The sequence below is a fragment of the Mesorhizobium sp. P2_F7 genome, from assembly GCF_056403695.1.
The window spans coordinates 105222-123446 of record NZ_JBFUFA010000015.1; the positions used below are offsets into that span (position 1 = coordinate 105222).

Sequence of the window (18225 nt, forward strand, 5' to 3'; positions counted from 1 at the left end):
GTCCCCACGCACAATGCCATCGAACGGCGCCCGGGTGGCTCTCGGTGGCTGGTGAGCAAAATATTTGGAGGTTTGTACTCCACTTTAGTTGGGTTTCGTCCTGGGGCGATCAAACCACGGTGGGCGCAAGCCTATTTTTCCCGCTCGCTGCGCAGCTTCGCCCAATAGTCCAGTCGTTTGCGGATATCACGCTCGAAGCCGCGTTCGGGCGGATCGTAAAATGTCTGCCGGCCCATCTTTTCGGGAAAATAGTCCTGGCCGGAAAATGCATCGGGCTGGTCATGATCGTAGCGATAGCCGGCGCCGTAATCCTCCTCCTTCATCAGCTTGGTCGGCGCGTTGAGAATGTGCTTGGGCGGCAGCAGCGAACCGAACTCCTTTGCCGCTCGCGTGGCCGCCTTGAAGGCGGTGTAGACGGCATTGGATTTGGGCGCGGTGGCGAGATAGACGGTGGCCTCGGCGAAGGCGAGTTCGCCCTCGGGCGAACCCAGATAGTCGTAGGCGTCCTTGGCGGCGTTGGCCACGACCAGCGCCTGCGGGTCAGCCAGCCCGATATCCTCCATCGCCATGCGCACCAGCCGACGGCCGAGATAGAGCGGATCCTCGCCGGCGTCGAACATCCGGGCGAGATAATAGAGGGCCGCATCCGGATCGGAACCGCGCACCGATTTGTGCAGCGCCGAGATCAGATTGTAATGGCCGTCCTGGCCCTTGTCGTAGATCGGCGCGCGACGCTGGACGATGCGCTGCAGCCCTTCTGGATCGAAAACCTCGCCAGGCTTGGCGGCACGCCAGACCTCTTCGGCCAGCGTCAGCGAGGCGCGGCCGTCGCCATCGCTCATACGGATGAGCATAGCACGCGCCTCGTCGTCGAGCGGCAGCGCCCTGCCCTCCGTCTCCTCCGCCCGCACCATCAGCTTTGCGATGCTCTCCTCGCCAAGCGAATGAAAGACCATAACCCGCGCGCGCGACAACAGAGCGGCGTTGAGTTCGAAGGACGGATTTTCCGTCGTGGCGCCGACCAGCACGACCGTGCCATCCTCCATCACCGGGAGAAACGAATCCTGCTGGGCACGGTTGAAGCGATGGATCTCATCGACGAACAGCAGAGTCTGGCGGCCATTGGCGCGGCGCAGCTTTGCCGCCTCGAACACTTTCTTCAGATCGGCTACACCGGAAAACACCGCCGATATCTGCTCGAAGGCCAAGCTTGTTTCGCCGGCCAGCAGCCGCGCCACCGTCGTCTTGCCGGTTCCTGGCGGCCCCCAAAAGATCATCGAGCCGAGCGAACCGGAACTGATCAGCCGCGTCAGCGCGCCGTCCGGCCCGGTCAGATGCTCCTGGCCGACGACCTCACCAAGGTTTTTCGGGCGCAGCCGGTCGGCGAGCGGCCGCCCGGGCGGCGCTCTTTCCGGTTCATCGACGCTGAACAGATCGGCCATGCAAGTCTTTTTGTTGGACGACGATTCCGCTCTTTTGGAGCATGATCTTATCCGAAAACCGGCTCCCACTTTTCGGGATCATGCTCAAGATGGGAAGATCGCCTCAGTAGCGCAACACCTGGCGCAGTATCTGCCCGCCGCGTTCGACGGTAAAGCGCCACCAGCGCGTATCCTGCTGCGAGAGCTGCGCCAGTGTGGCAGCCGTATCGACGGTGGTGCCGTTCACTTCGCGCACGATGTCGCCTGGCTGGAAGCCGAAATCGGCGGCCGGAGAATCGCGGTTGATGTCGACCACGGTGACGCCTTTGAGGTCGGTGCGCAGGCCAAGCCGCTGGGCGAGCCTGGGCGACAGTTCCGCCACCTTGGCGCCGGAGAACGGACTGCGGCCATGCAGCGTCAGTTCCGAAGCCTTAGCGCCTTCCGGCGCACGTTCCAGCGGAATCTCCATCGTCGCCTGCTGGCCCTTGCTCAGGATGGCGAAGGTTGCCTTGGTGCCGATCGACAGCGTCGCCATACGGTAATCCAGCGCCTCGATGCCTTCGACCGTCGTGCCGTTGAGCTGCAGCACGACGTCACCAGGCTTCAGCCCTGCCTTGGCTGCCGGTCCCGCGTCCTCGACCGAAGACACCAGCGCGCCGGTCGGCTTCTCCATGCCAAGCGATTCGGCGATCTGCGGTGTGACCGCTTCGAACTCCGCGCCGATATAGGGCCGCTCGAAGAAATCGAGCCCGGCCTTGGCCGCGTCGGCGAAGGCGCGCACCATGTTGGCGGGGATGGCGAAGCCGATGCCGATCGAGCCGCCGCTGCGGCTGTAGATGGCCGTGTTGATGCCGACCAGCTGGCCGCCCATGTTGATCAGCGCGCCGCCGGAATTGCCGGGATTGATGGCGGCGTCGGTCTGGATGAAATAGCCCGAATCCGAGACGCCGATATGGCTGCGGGCAAGTGCCGAGACGATGCCGCTGGTTGTGGTCTGGCCGACGCCGAACGGATTGCCGATCGCCAGCACCAGGTCGCCGACCTCGAGCGCGTCGGAATCGCCAATCGCGATCACCGGGAACGGCTTGTCGGAGGTGATCTTGAGCACGGCAAGATCGAGCGTCTCGTCCTTGAGCATGACCTTCGAGGTGAATTCGCGCCCATCCGCGGTTGCCACCTTGACCTCGTCGGCATCCTTGATGACGTGAAAATTGGTGACGACCACGCCGCTCGGATCGACAAGCACGCCCGAGCCGAGCGAGGATTGCGCGCGCGGCTGTGCGCGACCGAAGAATTCCTCGAAGAAAGGATCGCCGTCGAAGGGCGACGTGACCTTGGCGGTCTGCGAGGCATAGACATTGACCACCGCCGGCGCCGTCTGCTTGACCAGCGGCGCAAACGACAGCTGCACCTCTTCGCGGCCGAACGGCACGCGCTTGTCGGGACCGGAAGTGCCGTTCTCGCCCTCGACGCCATGCAACAGATCGGTCAGCACATCGGAGAGGCCGGGATCCGCGGGCTTGGCAGCGTCCTCTGCCAGCGCCTGCCTCACGGCCGGTGCCGCGGCAAAGGCGGCCAGCGCGCAAAGGGCGACAAGAAACAGCCGTTTGAAGTGCATTCCGAATCCTCCAGATCGGGCGTCATTGTCCCGACGATTGTGCAGAATGAAAGGCTAATGCACTGAAATGCGGCGATTGTCGTGCAAAAGCCCTCAGCCGGCAGGCAAAAAAACGCCGGTCTAAGCATGGCATCGAGACGAAACGAAAAGGGGCCCGAAGGCCCCTTGAAGTCATTGCTGGAAAACCGAGCCTTATGCGGCCGCGGTTTCCTCATTGGCGCCTTCGGCCTCGAGGCGAGCACGGTCGCCGGCGCCCTTGGCGTCGGTGTCGCGGTCGACGAACTCGATGACCGCCATGGCGGCATTGTCGCCGTGGCGGAAGCCCGCCTTCATGATGCGCAGGTAGCCGCCGTTGCGGTCGGCGTAGCGCGGCGCGATCGTGTCGAACAGGCGCTTGACGACGCCTTCATTGCCGATCTGGGCAATGACCTGGCGGCGCGCGTGCAGGTCGCCGCGCTTGCCGAGCGTAACCAGCTTCTCGACGATCGGACGCAGGTCCTTCGCCTTCGGCAAGGTGGTGACGATCTGCTCGTGTTCGAGCAGCGACACGGCGAGGTTGGCGAACATTGACTTGCGGTGGCTAATGCTTCGGGCGAAGCGGCGGCCTTTGAAACCGTGGCGCATGGCTCTTTTCCTTCTTCAGTTGTTCAAGAGGCCACGGCCTCTGATGGTTTTCCGCATGACCGTCGGATCGAGCGGCCCAAGCCGCCGATCCTTGGAATTCATGCTCAATATTGGTCTTCGTAACGCTTGGCGAGGTCTTCGATGTTTTCCGGCGGCCAGTCCGGCACTTCCATGCCGAGGTGCAGGCCCATCGCCGCCAAGACTTCCTTGATCTCGTTCAGCGACTTGCGGCCGAAGTTCGGGGTGCGCAGCATCTCGGCTTCGGTCTTCTGGATGAGATCGCCGATGTAGACGATGTTGTCGTTCTTCAGGCAGTTGGCCGAACGCACCGAAAGCTCGAGTTCGTCGACCTTCTTGAGCAGCGCCGGGTTGAAGGCGAGCTCGGTGACGGCTTCGGTGGCAACTTCCTTCTGCGGCTCGTCGAAGTTGACGAACAGGCCAAGCTGGTCCTGCAGGATGCGGGCGGCGAAAGCCACCGCGTCCTCACCCGAGATCGAACCGTCGGTCTCGATGGTCATGGTCAGTTTGTCATAGTCGAGAACCTGGCCCTCGCGGGTGTTTTCGACCTTGTAGGAGACCTTCTTGACCGGCGAATACAGGCTGTCGACCGGGATCAGGCCGATCGGCGCGTCTTCGCCGCGGTTGCGCTCTGCCGGCACGTAGCCCTTGCCGGTGTCGACGGTGAATTCCATGCGGATTTCAGCGCCTTCGTCGAGCGTGCAGATGACGTGGTCGGGGTTGAGGATCTCGACGTCGCCAACCGTCTGGATGTCGCCAGCCAGAACCGCACCCGGGCCCTGCTTGCGAACGACCATGCGCTTGGGACCATCGCCTTCCATGCGGATGGCGATTTCCTTGATGTTGAGCACGATGTCGGTCACGTCTTCACGCACACCGGCGATCGACGAGAATTCATGCAGAACGCCGTCGATCTGCACGGCGGTCACAGCCGCACCGCGCAGCGAAGACAGAAGCACGCGGCGCAGCGCGTTGCCGAGCGTCAGGCCGAAGCCACGCTCGAGCGGCTCGGCGACCAGCGTGGTCAGCGTCTTCTTCTTCGACGAGAACTCGATCTTGTTCGGCTTGATCAGTTCCTGCCAATTTTTCTGGATCATGATGCTTTCCTTCCGTTGACCCGCCACCATCCAATCGTGGCGGGCGACCTGGAGTGCCGTGGAGGAGCGCCAGAGGCGCTCGCGCGGCGTTCGGTAATGTCTTAGACGCGGCGCTTCTTGCGCGGGCGGCAGCCATTGTGCGGGATCGGCGTCACATCACGGATCGAGGTGATGGTGAAGCCGGCCGCCTGCAGGGCGCGAAGCGCCGATTCACGACCGGAGCCGGGTCCGCAGACCTCGACTTCGAGCATGCGCATGCCGTGTTCCTGGGCCTTCTTGGCGACGTCTTCGGCAGCCATCTGGGCGGCGAACGGGGTCGACTTGCGCGAACCCTTGAAGCCCTGGGCACCGGCCGACGACCAGGCAATGGAATTGCCCTGCGCGTCGGTGATGGTGATCATCGTGTTGTTGAAGGTCGAATTGACGTGGGCAACGCCCGACGAGATGTTCTTGCGTTCGCGACGGCGAACACGAGCGGCTTCCTTGGCCATGATAGTCCTTTCAGTTGATCTCTACACCGCCGTAATGCCAGCGGCTCCACCTTACAAAGGGAGTAGGGGAATAGGGCAGTAAGGGAGTAGGGAAAAATGCGCCCCGATCGACGGGCATTCCCTACTGCCTTACTCCCCTACTCCCTTATTCCCCTAAATTACTTCTTCTTGCCGGCGATCGACTTGGCCGGGCCCTTGCGGGTGCGTGCATTGGTGTGCGTGCGCTGGCCGCGAACCGGCAGCGAGCGGCGGTGACGCAGGCCGCGGTAGCAGCCGAGGTCCATGAGACGCTTGATGTTCATCGACACTTCGCGGCGCAGGTCGCCTTCGACCTGGTAGTCGCGGTCGATGGTCTCGCGGATCTGCAGCACTTCCGCGTCGGTCAACTGGTTGACGCGGCGCTCGGCCGGGATGCCGACCTTGTCGACGATCTCCTGGGCGAACTTCTTGCCAATGCCGTGAATGTACTGAAGCGCAATGACGACGCGCTTGTTGGTCGGAATGTTGACGCCGGCTATACGAGCCATATTCTTCTCTTCTCCATGTGGGCCGGACGAACCAGCGCTATCCAAAATTCCCCGCGTCCGGTGGAGGCCGGCCCATGCGGGAGTTTCCTAGTTTCAATGCGGCTGCCTTGCCCTTGCGGACAAGCAAGCCTCATGCCTGATAGGAAGACGGGCCGCCATAACCCAGCGAACCGTTCCAGTCAAGCGCAATCTTTACTTTGCCGTAACGGTCTCCCGCGTCACTGCGGCGAGCAGAGCTTCGATCTCCGCCGTCACAGTGTCGATACCGGCCATGCCGTCGACGCTCTTCAGCGTGCGTTTGGCGTAGTAGTAGCCGATCAGCGGAGCGGTCTTCTTGTAATATTCCCGCAGGCGCTCTTCAAACACCACCGGGTTGTCGTCCTTGCGCACCGGCTGGCCGGCGGCCTTGGCGTCTTCGGCGCGCTTGACAATGCGGCCGACCAGCGCCTTGTCGTCGACGACGAACTCGATCACGGCGTCGAGGCCGATGCCGCGCTCGGCGAGCATCGATTCAACCGCATCGGCTTGCACCAGCGTGCGCGGATAGCCGTCGAGGATGAAACCATTGGCGCAATCGGGCTGATCGATGCGCTCGGCCACGATGGCGTTGACGATGGCGTCGGACACCAGCTCGCCAGCATCCATCACCGCCTTGGCGCGCTTGCCGACTTCGGTGCCGGCCTGCACGGCAGCCCGCAGCATGTCGCCCGTCGACAGCTGGGGTATGCCGTATTTCTCTACCAGTCTTTGTGCTTGCGTCCCCTTGCCCGCTCCTGGCGGCCCAAGCAATATCAATCTCATCTGGCCTTCTTCCCCCCGCGCAACTTCGACTTCTTGATCAGGCCCTCATACTGGTGCGCGATCAGGTGACCCTGAATCTGCGCCACCGTATCGAGGGTTACACTGACCACGATCAGAAGCGATGTGCCACCGAGGTAGAATGGTACGCCAGTCGCCGAAATCAGGAATTCGGGCAGCAGGCACACCAGCACCAGATAGATGGCGCCGACGACGGTGATGCGCGTCAGGACATAGTCGATGTAATCGGCGGTGCGCTCACCCGGACGGTAGCCGGGAATGAAGCCGGAATGCTTCTTGAGCTGGTCGGCGGTGTCCTTGGGATTGAACACGATGGCCGTGTAGAAGAAGGCGAAGAACACGATCATGCCCGCATAGAACAGCATGTAGAGCGGCTGGCCGTGGCCGAGCGAGGCGAGCACCGTGCTGGCCCAGGCCGGCAGGTTCGTCGTCTGCGAGAAGCCGGCGACCGTTGCCGGCAAAAGCAGCAGCGACGAGGCGAAGATCGGCGGAATGACGCCCGACGTGTTGAGCTTCAGCGGCAGATGCGAGGTATCGCCCTGGAACATGCGGTTGCCGACCTGGCGCTTCGGATACTGGATCAGCAGGCGGCGCTGGGCGCGCTCGAAGAAGACGATCAGCGCAATGACGATGATGGCCAGCACGATGATTGCGAGAATGAGGCCAGTCGATAGCGCACCGGTGCGGCCGAGTTCCAGCGTGCCGGAGATGGCGCGTGGCAGGCCGGCCACAATGCCGGAGAAGATGATCAGCGAAATGCCGTTGCCGATGCCGCGCGCGGTGATCTGCTCGCCCAGCCACATCAGGAACATGGTGCCGCCGACCAGGGTGACGACGGTCGAGATGCGGAAGAACATGCCGGGATCGTTGACGATGCCGTTGCCGCCTTCGAGGCCAACCGAAATGCCATACGCCTGCACCAGCGCCAAAAGCACCGTGCCGTAGCGCGTGTACTGGTTGATGACCTTGCGGCCCTGCTCGCCTTCCTTCTTCAGCGCTTCCAGCGACGGAATGACCGAGGTCATCAGCTGCATGATGATGGAGGCCGAGATGTAAGGCATGATGCCGAGCGCGAAGATCGCCATGCGTTGCACGGCGCCGCCGGCAAACATGTTGAACATGCCGAGCACGCCCTTGGCCTGCGAAGAGAAGGCCTGAGCGAAGGCATCGGGGTTGATGCCGGGCAGTGGAATATAGGTGCCGAGGCGATAGACGAGCAGCGCGCCTACGGTGAACCAGATTCGCTTCTTCAGGTCCTCCGCCTTGGCGAAGGCCGCAAAATTCAGATTCGAGGCTAGTTGTTCTGCAGCCGAAGCCATGCCTGATTCTCCGCTAGAGCATGATGCCGAAAAGTGTGAAGCGGTTTTCGGATAACATCATGCGCTACTTCTTGATTTCTATGTCACGCTCGATGCCCGCAGCTCAGGCGGCGCGTGTCACCGAAGCTCACGAGATAAGCTCCGGGCTCTCAACATGCAAGCGGCCGCGTTGACGCGGCCGCTCAATTGATCGGATCAAAGCGCAATCGTGAGCAAAAACGAATACCGTTCCTGCCTGGTGCGCTTCAAATTGCCGTTACTCGGCAGCGGCCGCTTCCGGCAGCTTGACCGAACCGCCGGCCTTTTCGATCTTCTCGATCGCAGCCTTGGAGGCGCCGGCGACGTCGAAGGCAAGCTTTGCCTTGAGCTCGCCATCCGAGAGGATGCGCACGCCGTCCTTGACGCGGCGGATGACGCCTGCAGCAACCAGTGCCTCGGCCGTCACGGTCGCCTTGGCGTCGAGCTTCTTGGCATCGAGCGCGGTCTGGATACGGGCCAGCGACACGACGACAAAGCTCTTGGCGAAGATGTTGTTGAAGCCACGCTTCGGCAGGCGCCGGTAGAGCGGCATCTGGCCACCCTCGAAGCCGTTGATGGCGACGCCGGAGCGTGCCTTCTGGCCCTTGACGCCGCGACCGCCGGTCTTGCCCGAGCCGGAGCCGATGCCACGGCCGAGACGCTTCTTGGAGTGCGTCGCGCCGTCCTTGTCACGCAGATCGTTGAGTTTCATCTGGGTTCTCCTGCGCTTTTGCTCAGCCCTCGTCCACGACGCGGACGAGATGCTGGACGGCAGCGATCATGCCGCGCACCGAGGGAGTGTCCTCCAGCGTGCGCTGCTTGTGCATCTTGTTGAGGCCGAGGCCGACCAGCGTTGCGCGCTGTTCCTTCGGGCGGCGGATCGGCGAGCCGATCTGCTCAACGGTGATGGTCTTGGTTGCTTTCTTGGCCATGGTCAAAATCCCTGGTCAGATCGACTATTCTTCAGCCGCAACGGCGGTGCCGCGGCGGGCCTGAAGGGTCGAATACTTGATGCCGCGCGCAGCAGCCACATCCTTGGGATGCATCTGGCTCTTCAGCGCGTCGAACGTGGCGCGAACCATGTTGTAGGGGTTCGACGAACCCATCGACTTGGCGACCACGTCATGCATGCCGAGCGTCTCGAAGACAGCGCGCATCGGACCGCCGGCGATGATGCCGGTACCCTGCTTGGCAGCGCGCAGCAGCACGCGGCCAGCGCCCCAACGTCCCTCGACGTCGTGGTGCAGCGTGCGGCCCGAGCGCAGCGGCACGAAGATCATGTCGCGCTTTGCCGATTCGGTTGCCTTGCGGATGGCTTCCGGCACTTCGCGCGCCTTGCCGTGACCGAAGCCAACGCGGCCCTTCTGGTCGCCGACGACGACGAGTGCTGCAAAACCGAAGCGACGGCCGCCCTTGACGACCTTGGCGACGCGGTTGATGTGGACGAGCTTGTCCACCATGCCGTCATCGCGCTCTTCACGATCGCGGCCGCGGCCGCCATCCCTACGTTCCTGTGCCATATCCTGTTCCTTGTTTTTTTCCGGAAGCACGGTTGCTGATAAGATCCGGCGCCTCGCCCCGAATAAATCGGGAAACGGTCGCCGGGGGCGAAATTAGAAGCTCAAGCCACCTTCACGGGCAGCCTCGGCCAGCGCCTTGACGCGGCCGTGATAGATGTAGGCGCCGCGGTCGAAGACGACTTCCTTGACGCCGGCCTTGGTGGCGCGCTCGGCGATCAGCTTGCCGATCGCGGCAGCAGCCGCGGTGTCGGCACCGGTCTTGAGCGAACCCTTGAGGTCCTTCTCGAGCGTCGAAGCGGCGACGATGGTGTGGCCCTTGGCGTCGTCGATGACCTGCACGTAGATGTTCTTCGACGTGCGGTGAACCGACAGACGCGGACGCTCGCCGGCGACCTTCTTGATCTGGCGACGAACGCGCTGCGCGCGGCGCTGGATGGATTCCTTGTTAGCCATGGTGGTCTTCCTTGCCTTCAAAAAACGGGGGCCGCCATATGCGGTAGGCGAAAGCGCCTCCCGCGACCGCTCCCCGCGGCGTTACATTTCTTTGGCTTGGCCTTTTCCGAAAAGTCTGCAACTTTTCGGGGCCAGACCTACTACTTCTTCTTGCCTTCCTTGCGGACGATCTTCTCTCCGGCATAGCGGACACCCTTGCCCTTATAAGGCTCGGGACCGCGATACTCGCGGATCTCGGCGGCGACCTGGCCGACCTGCTGCTTGTCGATGCCGGTCACGGTGATTTCCGTCGGCTTCGGCACAGTGATCGTGATGCCAGCCGGCGTCTCGTAGACCACGTCATGGCTGAAGCCAAGCGCCAGCTGCAGGTTCTTGCCCTGAAGGGCGGCGCGATAGCCGACGCCGGTGATCTCGAGCTTCTTCTCAAAACCGTCCTTGACGCCCTGCAGGATGTTGACGATCTGCGTGCGCGACATGCCCCACTTGGAGCGGGCGGTCTTGGTCTGGTCGCGCGGCTGGACAGCGATCTCGCTGCCTTCCATCTTGACCAGCACTTCGTCGTTCACCACGAACTTCAGCTCGCCCTTGGGGCCCTTCGCCGTCACGGTCTGGCCGTTGACGGTCGCGGTCACGCCCTGCGGCAGCGAAACGGGTTTCTTTCCAATACGAGACATTTGGTTGTCCTCGTCACTTCTCTTGTTTCAGGTCTGCCGAATTAGAAAATCTGGCAGAGGATTTCGCCACCGACGTTCTGTTCGCGTGCTTCGTGATCGGCCATCACGCCCTTCGGCGTCGAAAGGATGGCGATGCCGAGGCCGTTGGCGACGTGCGGGATCGACTTGGCCGAGACGTAAACGCGGCGGCCCGGCTTCGAGACGCGGGCGATTTCGCGCACGACCGGAGCACCGTCGAAATACTTCAGCTCGATTTCGATCTCGGACTTGCCGTTGTCGAAGTCGGTCTGGCTGTAATCGCGGATATAGCCTTCAGCCTTCAGCACGTCGAGGACGCGGGTACGCAGGCGCGAGGCCGGCGTCGAGACGCTCGACTTCTTGCGGCCATACGCGTTGCGGATGCGGGTCAGCATATCGCCGAGAGGATCGCTCAATGACATGTTATGTCCTCCTTACCAGCTCGACTTGACCAGGCCCGGGATCTGGCCGTTATTGCCGAGATCACGAAGCGCGATGCGCGATACTTTGAGCTTGCGATAGTAGGCGCGCGGGCGCCCCGTCACTTCGCAGCGGTTGCGGATGCGGATCTTGGCCGAGTTGCGCGGCAGGGCAGCCAGCTTCAGCTGAGCGCGGAAGCGCTCTTCCATCGGCTTGGACTGGTCCATGATGATCGCCTTCAGCGCAGCGCGCTTGGGACCGTACTGGTCGGCAAGCTTGCGGCGCCTGTTGTTCTTCTCGACTGAGCTGGTCTTTGCCATTTCAGATTTTTCCTTTTCTCGCTGCCGTTACTGGCGGAAGGGGAAGTTGAAGGCCTTGAGCAATGCCCTGGCTTCGTCGTCCGTCTTCGCAGTCGTACAAACGATGACGTCCATGCCCCAGATCTGATCAACCTTGTCGTAGTTGATCTCCGGGAACACGATGTGTTCCTTGATGCCCATGGCGTAGTTGCCACGGCCATCGAAGCTCTTCGGATTCAGTCCGCGAAAGTCGCGGACGCGCGGCAGCGCGATGTTCACGAGGCGGTCGAGGAACTCGTACATGCGTTCCTTGCGCAGCGTGACCTTGGCGCCGATCGGCATCTTCTCGCGGACCTTGAAGCCGGCGATCGAGTTGCGGGCACGGGTGACGACGGCCTTCTGACCGGCGATCATCGCCAGGTCTTCGGCCGCGATCGAAGGCTTCTTCGAATCCGCGGTCGCTTCGCCGACGCCCATGTTCAGCACGATCTTGTCGATGCGCGGAACCTGCATCTCGTTGTCGTACCCGAACTGCTCCTGCAACGCCTTGCGGATGGTCTCGTTGTAGACCTGCTTGAGGCGCGGCGTGTTATTGGCCTTGGACTGTTTGCTTTCAGCCTTGGGCTTCGTGGTTTGAGCCTTAGCCATTGATGACTTCTCCCGAGCGCTTGGCGACGCGCACCTTCTTGCCGTCCTTCTGGAAGATGAAACCGACGCGGGTCGGCTTGCCATCCTTGGGGTCGGCCAGCGCGATGTTCGACAGCTGGATCGGCGCTTCCTTGGTGATGATCCCGCCCTCTTGGGACTGGGACTGCTTCTGGTGACGGCGAATCATGTTGACGCCACGCACCAGCGCGGTGTCTTCCTTCGGCTGAACCGAGAGGACTTCGCCCGAACGGCCCTTGTCCTTGCCGGCCAGCACGACGACCTTGTCGCCTTTTCTAATCTTTTGCATTGGTCCGGCTCCTTACAGCACTTCAGGCGCGAGCGAGATGATCTTCATGTGGTTCTTGGCGCGAAGTTCGCGCGGAACCGGTCCGAAGATACGCGTGCCGATTGGCTCTTTCTTGTTGTCGACGAGAACGGCCGCGTTCTTGTCGAAACGGATCACGCTGCCGTCCGGGCGGCGGATGTCCTTGGCCGTGCGAACCACGACCGCCTTCATCACATCGCCCTTCTTAACGCGGCCGCGCGGAATGGCTTCCTTGATGGACACCACGATGATGTCGCCCACGGAAGCGTATTTCCGCTTCGAGCCGCCCAGCACCTTGATGCACATGACACGACGCGCGCCGGAATTATCCGCGACGTCGAGGTTTGTTTGCATCTGAATCATGACTGGCCGCCTTCTTCTTTTCTAACGGGACGGGCTCGAAGCCCCTCCCCGGTCTGTCCAAAATTCGTTGTTTACGCCTGGTCCGAAGACACGACGATCCAGCGCTTATCCTTGGAAATCGGCTTCGATTCCTGGATGAACACCTCGTCGCCGACCTTGTGGGCGTTGTTCTCGTCGTGCGCCTTGTACTTCTTGGTCATGCGCACGGTCTTCTTCATCACGGGATGCGTGAAGCGCCGTTCGACCTTGACGACAACCGTCTTCTCGTTTTTGTCGCTGACGACGGTGCCCTGCAGAATGCGCTTTGGCATGGTTTTCGTCCTTAAGCCTTCTTGGCCGCGGACTTTTCCGCAGCGATGGTCTTGATACGCGCAATGTCCTTGCGGACCTGCCTCACGCGCGCGGTCTTCTCGAGCTGGCCGGTGGCCTTCTGGAAGCGCAGGTTGAACTGCTCCTTCTTCAGGCTGGCCAGATCGTCGGTCAGCTGGTCCTGGGTCTTGGTCCGGATGTCTTCGGCTTTCATGATCAGCCCGTCCTTATTCTGCGATGCGCTGTACGAAGCGCGTCCTGACCGAGAGCTTGGCCGCGCCGAGACGCAGCGCCTCACGGGCGGTTTCTTCGTTGACGCCGTCGATCTCGAACATGATGCGGCCCGGCTTGACGCGCGCCGCCCAGTAATCGACCGCGCCCTTACCCTTACCCATGCGCACTTCGGTCGGCTTCGACGTCACCGGCACGTCTGGGAAAATACGGATCCACACGCGGCCGGCACGCTTCATCTCACGAGTGATCGCGCGGCGAGCCGCCTCGATCTCACGCGCGGTGACGCGGTTCGGCTCAAGCGCCTTCAGCCCGAAACCACCGAAATCCAGGTTGGTGCCGCCCTTTGCGGTACCATGGATACGGCCCTTGAACTGCTTGCGGAACTTTGTGCGCTTTGGCTGCAGCATCGTTCTAACTCCAAATTCCTAAATAATCAGGCGTTTTCGCGACGACGACCGCGCTCGCGATCACCACCACCGCCATGCGCAGCATCACCCTCGGTCGCGCGACGCTCCGAAGCCATCGGATCGTGCTCGAGGATTTCGCCCTTGAACACCCAGACCTTGACGCCGCAGATGCCGTAAGCCGTGTTCGCTTCGGCCGTGCCGTAATCGACGTCGGCGCGCAGCGTATGCAGCGGCACGCGGCCTTCACGGTACCATTCCATGCGCGCGATCTCGGCGCCGCCGAGACGGCCGGCGCAGTTGATGCGGATGCCTTCGGCACCCAGCCGCATCGCCGACTGAACGGCACGCTTCATGGCGCGACGGAACGCAATACGACGCTCGAGCTGCTGGGCGATTGACTGGGCGACCAGGGTCGCGTCGATTTCCGGCTTGCGCACTTCAACGATGTTGAGGTGCGTCTCGGACTTCGTCATCTCCATCAGCTTCTTGCGAAGCTTCTCGATGTCGGCGCCCTTCTTGCCGATGATCAGACCCGGACGCGCCGCATGGATGGTGACGCGGCACTTCTTGTGCGGACGCTCGATCACGACCTTGGAGATCGCAGCCTGCTTGAGTTCCTTCTCAAGATACTTGCGGATCTTGATGTCCTCATGCAGCAGCTTGCCGTACTCGCCGGTGTTCGCGAACCAGCGCGAATCCCAGGTGCGGTTGATGCCGAGGCGCAGACCGATCGGATTGACTTTCTGGCCCATTATGCGGCCTCCCCTTTTTCTTCGACTTCACGAACGACGATCGTGAGGTGCGAGAACGGCTTCTCGATACGGCTGGCGCGACCGCGACCACGGGCGTGGAAACGCTTCATGACGATCGACTTGCCGACATAGGCTTCCGCCACGATCAGCGCATCGACATCGAGGTCGTGGTTGTTTTCCGCGTTGGCGATCGCCGATTCCAGCGTCTTCTTGACCGTGCCGGAAATCCGCTTGGCCGAGAATTCGAGGTCGGAAAGCGCTGTCGCGACCTTCTTGCCGCGGATCAGCGCGGCAACCAGGTTCAGCTTCTGCGGGCTGATACGGATCGTGCGCAGAACGGCGCGCGCTTCGTTGTCAGCAAGCCTGCGCGGAGCTTTGGCCTTGCCCATGATTATTTCCTCTTCGCCTTCTTATCCGCGCCGTGACCGTAATAGGTCCGGGTCGGAGCGAATTCACCGAACTTGTGACCGACCATGTCCTCGTTCACCGAGACGGGAACATGCTTCTGGCCGTTGTAGACACCGAAGGTGAAGCCGACGAACTGCGGCAGGATGGTGGAGCGACGGCTCCACATCTTGATCACCTCATTGCGACCACCTTCACGAACCTTGTCCACCTTCTTGAGAAGGTAGCCGTCGATGAAGGGGCCTTTCCAAATAGAACGAGTCACTTGGCGTTACCTCTTCTTAGCTCTTGCGCTGATGGCGCGAGCGCAGGATGAACTTGTCGGTCGCCTTGTTGGACCGCGTCTTCTTGCCCTTGGTCGGCTTGCCCCACGGGCTGACCGGATGACGGCCACCGGAGGTGCGGCCTTCACCACCGCCGTGCGGATGGTCGACCGGGTTCATGGTCACGCCGCGATTGTGCGGGCGCTTGCCGCGCCAGACCGTGCGGCCGGCCTTGCCGTCGTTGATGTTGCCGTGGTCGGGGTTCGACACGGCGCCGACGGTGGCCATGCAGGAGCCGTGAACGACACGCTGCTCGCCCGAGTTTAGGCGCAGGATCGCCATGCCCTGGTCGCGACCGACCAGCTGGCCGTAGCCACCGGCCGAGCGAGCGACCTGGGCGCCCTTGCCCGGCTTCAGCTCGATGTTGTGGACGATCGTGCCGACCGGCATCGAGGCCAGCGGCATCGCATTGCCCGGCTTCACGTCGACCGCTTCGCCGGCCACGATCTTGTCGCCGGCCGCAAGACGCTGCGGGGCGATGATGTAGGACAGCTCGCCATCGTCGTACTTGATCAGCGCGATGAAGGCGGTGCGGTTCGGATCGTATTCAATGCGCTCGACCGTGCCGACGACGTCGAACTTGCGGCGCTTGAAGTCGATGATGCGGTACGAACGCTTGTGACCGCCGCCGATGAAGCGGGCCGTGATGCGGCCGTGATTGTTGCGGCCGCCCGACTTGGTCAGGCCTTCAGTCAGGCCCTTGACGGGCTTGCCCTTGTAGAGGCCCGAGCGGTCGACGATAACCAGCTGGCGGGTGCTCGGCGTTACCGGGTTGAATTTTTTAAGTGCCATTGTCCTGTCCTCGCGGCCTAGCTCAGAGACCCGTCGCGACGTCGATCGACTGGCCGTCGGCCAGCGTCACGATCGCCTTCTTGACGTCGCTCTGGCGGCCGATCGTGCCGCGGAAGCGCTTGATCTTGCCCTTGCGGACAAGCGTGTTCACGGCCGTAACCTTGACGCCAAACAGCGCTTCGACAGCGGCCTTGATTTCCGGCTTCGACGCCTTCTTGGCGACGTTGAAGACGACCTGGTTGTTCTCGGAAGCCATGGTCGACTTTTCGGTGATCGCCGGCGAGACGATCACGTCGTAATGACGAAGGTCGGTCATTTAAAGCGCTCCTCGAGAGCCTCGACGGCGGCCTTCGAAAGGACCAGCGTGCCGCGGCGAAGAATGTCGTAGACGTTGATGCCCTGGATGGGCAGCACGTCGATGTTCGGGATGTTGGTCGCTGCCAGCTTGAAGTTCTGGTCAAGCTCGGCACCGCCGATCACCAAAGCGTTGGTCAGGCCCAGCGTCGCGAAATTCGCGATCAGCGCCTTCGTCTTGGCCTCGGTCAGCTTCAGCTCGTCGATGATGATGATCGACGCGCTCTTGGCCTTGGCCGAGAGAGCATGACGCAAGCCCAAAGCGCGCACCTTCTTCGGCAGATCGTGCTCGTGGCTGCGAACGACCGGGCCGTGGGCCTTGCCGCCGCCGCGGAACTGCGGAGCGCGTGCCGAATGGTGACGGGCGCGGCCCGTACCCTTCTGCTTGTACATCTTGGCGCCGGTACGCGCGATTTCGGCGCGGCCCTTGGCCTTGTGCGTGCCCTGCTGGCGCTTGGCCAGCTGCCAGCGCACGACGCGCTGCAGGATGTCCTCGCGCGGATCAAGGCCGAAAATCTCCTCGGAGAGTTTCACCTTGCCGGCGTCCTTGCCGCCAAGCGTTGTGATCTTGAGATCCATTATTCTGCTCCCTCTGCGGCCGGAGCCTCGTTCTTGGCGACAGCGCGGATCGCGGCAGGCTTCGGCGCATTGGCCGGCAGTGCCACCTTGGCCGCATCGCGGACCAGGATCCAGGCGCCCTTCGATCCGGGAACCGCACCGCGGATCAGGATCAGGCCGCGATCGGCGTCGGTCGAAACGATCTCGACATTCTGTGTGGTGACGCGGGTGTCGCCCATGTGGCCAGCCATATGCTTGCCCTTGAACACCTTGCCCGGATCCTGACGCTGGCCGGTCGAACCGTGCGTACGGTGCGAAACCGAGTTACCGTGCGTCGCGCGGCCACCACCCATGTGGTGGCGCTTGATGACGCCCTGAAAACCCTTGCCGATCGTCGTGCCCGTCACATCGACCTTCTGGCCGGCGACGAAGTGCTCGACGGTGATCTCGGCGCCAACATCGATCATGTTGTCGGCGGAGACGCGAAACTCGGCGACCTTCGCCTTCGGCTCGACGGAAGCGGTCGCGAAATGGCCGCGCATCGCCTTCGACGTGTTCTTCACCTTGGCAAGGCCAACGCCGAGCTGAACGGCCGTGTAGCCGTTCTTCTCCTGCGTGCGCTGAGCCACGACCTGGCAGTTCTCCATCTGGAGAACGGTGACGGGAACATGTTCCCCGGCATCATTATAGATGCGGGTCATTCCCACCTTCTTTGCAATCACACCTGAACGCATCGGTTCAATTCCTTTAGAGTTCCGGGCCAGGGGCACCGCCCCTTACCGCGCTCTCATTCCCTTAGAGCTTGATCTCGACGTCGACACCGGCGGCCAGATCGAGCTTCATCAAAGCATCGACGGTCTGCGGGGTCGGATCGACGATGTCGAGCAGACGCTTGTGCGTGCGCATCTCGAACTGCTCGCGGCTCTTCTTGTCGACGTGAGGCGACCGGTTGACCGTGAACTTTTCGATCCGCGTCGGCAGCGGAATGGGGCCGCGAACGTTTGCTCCGGTGCGCTTGGCCGTCGACACGATTTCTTTCGTCGAGGCGTCGAGCACGCGGTGATCAAACGCCTTCAGGCGGATGCGGATATTCTGTCCGTTCATGCGTCACTTCCTTGTTCTGGCGCGGCGCGGGCAACTCCGCGCCCGCGACAGATCGGTTTAAGTCTAATTATTCTTTGATGGTGACGACGATGCCGGCACCGACGGTGCGGCCGCCTTCACGGATGGCGAAGCGCAGCTTCTCTTCCATGGCGATCGGCACGATCAGCTCGACATCGACCGTGATGTTGTCGCCGGGCATCACCATCTCGGTGCCTTCCGGCAGCGACACGATGCCGGTCACGTCGGTCGTGCGGAAGTAGAACTGCGGACGGTAGTTGGTGAAGAACGGCGTGTGACGGCCACCTTCGTCCTTGG

At 62.2% G+C, this 18225-nt stretch carries 30 protein-coding genes; all 30 read right to left on the minus strand.

Annotated elements, in window-relative coordinates; translation table 11 throughout:
* Nucleotides 1-131: 131 nt before the first annotated feature.
* Complete coding sequence (locus AC1DZ8_RS30005; protein ID WP_477305556.1) at nucleotides 132-1442, minus strand: replication-associated recombination protein A; 1311 nt, start codon at nucleotides 1440-1442, stop codon at nucleotides 132-134.
* Between the two features lie 103 nt (nucleotides 1443-1545).
* The gene (locus AC1DZ8_RS30010) at nucleotides 1546-3039 is read right to left on the minus strand and encodes a DegQ family serine endoprotease (RefSeq protein WP_477305558.1); all 1494 of its coding nucleotides are present in this window, start codon (nucleotides 3037-3039) and stop codon (nucleotides 1546-1548) included.
* 192 nt (nucleotides 3040-3231) lie between these two features.
* A complete protein-coding gene (gene rplQ / locus AC1DZ8_RS30015; RefSeq protein ID WP_477267127.1) occupies nucleotides 3232-3663 on the minus strand; it encodes a 50S ribosomal protein L17 in 432 nt (143 codons plus the stop codon).
* Between the two features lie 104 nt (nucleotides 3664-3767).
* Entirely contained in the window at nucleotides 3768-4778 is a 1011-nt protein-coding gene (locus tag AC1DZ8_RS30020) for a DNA-directed RNA polymerase subunit alpha (protein WP_477305561.1), read from the minus strand.
* Between the two features lie 101 nt (nucleotides 4779-4879).
* Nucleotides 4880-5269 (minus strand): 30S ribosomal protein S11, encoded by a 390-nt coding sequence (gene rpsK, locus AC1DZ8_RS30025; protein ID WP_006205444.1) that lies wholly within the window; start codon nucleotides 5267-5269, stop codon nucleotides 4880-4882.
* 158 nt (nucleotides 5270-5427) lie between these two features.
* Nucleotides 5428-5796, minus strand: coding sequence for a 30S ribosomal protein S13 (rpsM, locus tag AC1DZ8_RS30030; protein ID WP_006205445.1), 369 nt, complete (start codon nucleotides 5794-5796; stop codon nucleotides 5428-5430).
* Between the two features lie 192 nt (nucleotides 5797-5988).
* Nucleotides 5989-6597 (minus strand): adenylate kinase, encoded by a 609-nt coding sequence (locus AC1DZ8_RS30035; protein WP_477281475.1) that lies wholly within the window; start codon nucleotides 6595-6597, stop codon nucleotides 5989-5991.
* Complete coding sequence (gene secY, locus AC1DZ8_RS30040; RefSeq protein WP_192254278.1) at nucleotides 6594-7934, minus strand: preprotein translocase subunit SecY; 1341 nt, start codon at nucleotides 7932-7934, stop codon at nucleotides 6594-6596. Before secY ends, AC1DZ8_RS30035 begins: the two co-directional genes overlap by 4 nt.
* Nucleotides 7935-8190: 256 nt before the next feature.
* Complete coding sequence (rplO, locus tag AC1DZ8_RS30045; RefSeq protein WP_142865528.1) at nucleotides 8191-8664, minus strand: 50S ribosomal protein L15; 474 nt, start codon at nucleotides 8662-8664, stop codon at nucleotides 8191-8193.
* A gap of 22 nt (nucleotides 8665-8686) precedes the next feature.
* Nucleotides 8687-8884, minus strand: a complete 198-nt coding sequence (gene rpmD / locus AC1DZ8_RS30050; protein WP_006205449.1) for a 50S ribosomal protein L30 — start codon at nucleotides 8882-8884, stop codon at nucleotides 8687-8689.
* Nucleotides 8885-8908: 24 nt separating this feature from the next.
* Nucleotides 8909-9472: a 30S ribosomal protein S5 gene (rpsE, locus tag AC1DZ8_RS30055; RefSeq protein ID WP_006333394.1), complete on the minus strand. Its 564-nt coding sequence runs from the start codon at nucleotides 9470-9472 to the stop codon at nucleotides 8909-8911.
* Nucleotides 9473-9565: 93 nt separating this feature from the next.
* On the minus strand, nucleotides 9566-9925 hold the full coding sequence (gene rplR / locus AC1DZ8_RS30060; RefSeq protein WP_477305564.1) for a 50S ribosomal protein L18: 360 nt from the start codon (nucleotides 9923-9925) through the stop codon (nucleotides 9566-9568).
* 140 nt (nucleotides 9926-10065) lie between these two features.
* Entirely contained in the window at nucleotides 10066-10599 is a 534-nt protein-coding gene (gene rplF / locus AC1DZ8_RS30065; RefSeq protein WP_023682603.1) for a 50S ribosomal protein L6, read from the minus strand.
* A 41-nt stretch (nucleotides 10600-10640) separates the two neighbouring features.
* Nucleotides 10641-11039, minus strand: a complete 399-nt coding sequence (gene rpsH, locus AC1DZ8_RS30070) for a 30S ribosomal protein S8 (protein WP_006205453.1) — start codon at nucleotides 11037-11039, stop codon at nucleotides 10641-10643.
* Nucleotides 11040-11051: 12 nt separating this feature from the next.
* Nucleotides 11052-11357 carry a 30S ribosomal protein S14 gene (rpsN, locus tag AC1DZ8_RS30075; RefSeq protein WP_010909282.1) on the minus strand — a complete coding sequence of 102 codons (306 nt, stop codon included), beginning with the start codon at nucleotides 11355-11357 and terminating at the stop codon, nucleotides 11052-11054.
* A gap of 27 nt (nucleotides 11358-11384) precedes the next feature.
* Nucleotides 11385-11984, minus strand: coding sequence for a 50S ribosomal protein L5 (gene rplE, locus AC1DZ8_RS30080; protein ID WP_477281467.1), 600 nt, complete (start codon nucleotides 11982-11984; stop codon nucleotides 11385-11387).
* On the minus strand, nucleotides 11977-12291 hold the full coding sequence (rplX, locus tag AC1DZ8_RS30085) for a 50S ribosomal protein L24 (protein WP_013531428.1): 315 nt from the start codon (nucleotides 12289-12291) through the stop codon (nucleotides 11977-11979). Before rplX ends, rplE begins: the two co-directional genes overlap by 8 nt.
* A gap of 12 nt (nucleotides 12292-12303) precedes the next feature.
* Nucleotides 12304-12672, minus strand: coding sequence for a 50S ribosomal protein L14 (gene rplN / locus AC1DZ8_RS30090; protein ID WP_006205457.1), 369 nt, complete (start codon nucleotides 12670-12672; stop codon nucleotides 12304-12306).
* Between the two features lie 71 nt (nucleotides 12673-12743).
* Nucleotides 12744-12983 (minus strand): 30S ribosomal protein S17, encoded by a 240-nt coding sequence (rpsQ, locus tag AC1DZ8_RS30095; RefSeq protein ID WP_296747247.1) that lies wholly within the window; start codon nucleotides 12981-12983, stop codon nucleotides 12744-12746.
* Nucleotides 12984-12994: 11 nt separating this feature from the next.
* Nucleotides 12995-13195, minus strand: a complete 201-nt coding sequence (gene rpmC / locus AC1DZ8_RS30100) for a 50S ribosomal protein L29 (RefSeq protein ID WP_006205459.1) — start codon at nucleotides 13193-13195, stop codon at nucleotides 12995-12997.
* A gap of 13 nt (nucleotides 13196-13208) precedes the next feature.
* Nucleotides 13209-13622 carry a 50S ribosomal protein L16 gene (gene rplP / locus AC1DZ8_RS30105; protein WP_006205460.1) on the minus strand — a complete coding sequence of 138 codons (414 nt, stop codon included), beginning with the start codon at nucleotides 13620-13622 and terminating at the stop codon, nucleotides 13209-13211.
* A gap of 26 nt (nucleotides 13623-13648) precedes the next feature.
* Nucleotides 13649-14374: a 30S ribosomal protein S3 gene (gene rpsC / locus AC1DZ8_RS30110; protein ID WP_013895697.1), complete on the minus strand. Its 726-nt coding sequence runs from the start codon at nucleotides 14372-14374 to the stop codon at nucleotides 13649-13651.
* A complete protein-coding gene (gene rplV / locus AC1DZ8_RS30115) occupies nucleotides 14374-14763 on the minus strand; it encodes a 50S ribosomal protein L22 (protein ID WP_006205462.1) in 390 nt (129 codons plus the stop codon). Before rplV ends, rpsC begins: the two co-directional genes overlap by 1 nt.
* Nucleotides 14764-14765: 2 nt before the next feature.
* Complete coding sequence (rpsS, locus tag AC1DZ8_RS30120) at nucleotides 14766-15044, minus strand: 30S ribosomal protein S19 (RefSeq protein WP_006205463.1); 279 nt, start codon at nucleotides 15042-15044, stop codon at nucleotides 14766-14768.
* Between the two features lie 16 nt (nucleotides 15045-15060).
* Nucleotides 15061-15894 (minus strand): 50S ribosomal protein L2, encoded by an 834-nt coding sequence (gene rplB / locus AC1DZ8_RS30125; protein WP_112618131.1) that lies wholly within the window; start codon nucleotides 15892-15894, stop codon nucleotides 15061-15063.
* A gap of 22 nt (nucleotides 15895-15916) precedes the next feature.
* Nucleotides 15917-16210: a 50S ribosomal protein L23 gene (locus AC1DZ8_RS30130; protein ID WP_023672751.1), complete on the minus strand. Its 294-nt coding sequence runs from the start codon at nucleotides 16208-16210 to the stop codon at nucleotides 15917-15919.
* A complete protein-coding gene (gene rplD / locus AC1DZ8_RS30135; protein WP_023672750.1) occupies nucleotides 16207-16827 on the minus strand; it encodes a 50S ribosomal protein L4 in 621 nt (206 codons plus the stop codon). Before rplD ends, AC1DZ8_RS30130 begins: the two co-directional genes overlap by 4 nt.
* On the minus strand, nucleotides 16827-17540 hold the full coding sequence (gene rplC / locus AC1DZ8_RS30140; RefSeq protein ID WP_112395064.1) for a 50S ribosomal protein L3: 714 nt from the start codon (nucleotides 17538-17540) through the stop codon (nucleotides 16827-16829). Before rplC ends, rplD begins: the two co-directional genes overlap by 1 nt.
* 61 nt (nucleotides 17541-17601) lie before the next feature.
* Nucleotides 17602-17910, minus strand: a complete 309-nt coding sequence (gene rpsJ, locus AC1DZ8_RS30145) for a 30S ribosomal protein S10 (RefSeq protein ID WP_010909272.1) — start codon at nucleotides 17908-17910, stop codon at nucleotides 17602-17604.
* 67 nt (nucleotides 17911-17977) lie between these two features.
* On the minus strand, nucleotides 17978-18225 hold a 248-nt coding region (locus AC1DZ8_RS30150), incomplete at its 5' end, for an EF-Tu C-terminal domain-related protein (RefSeq protein ID WP_461435615.1).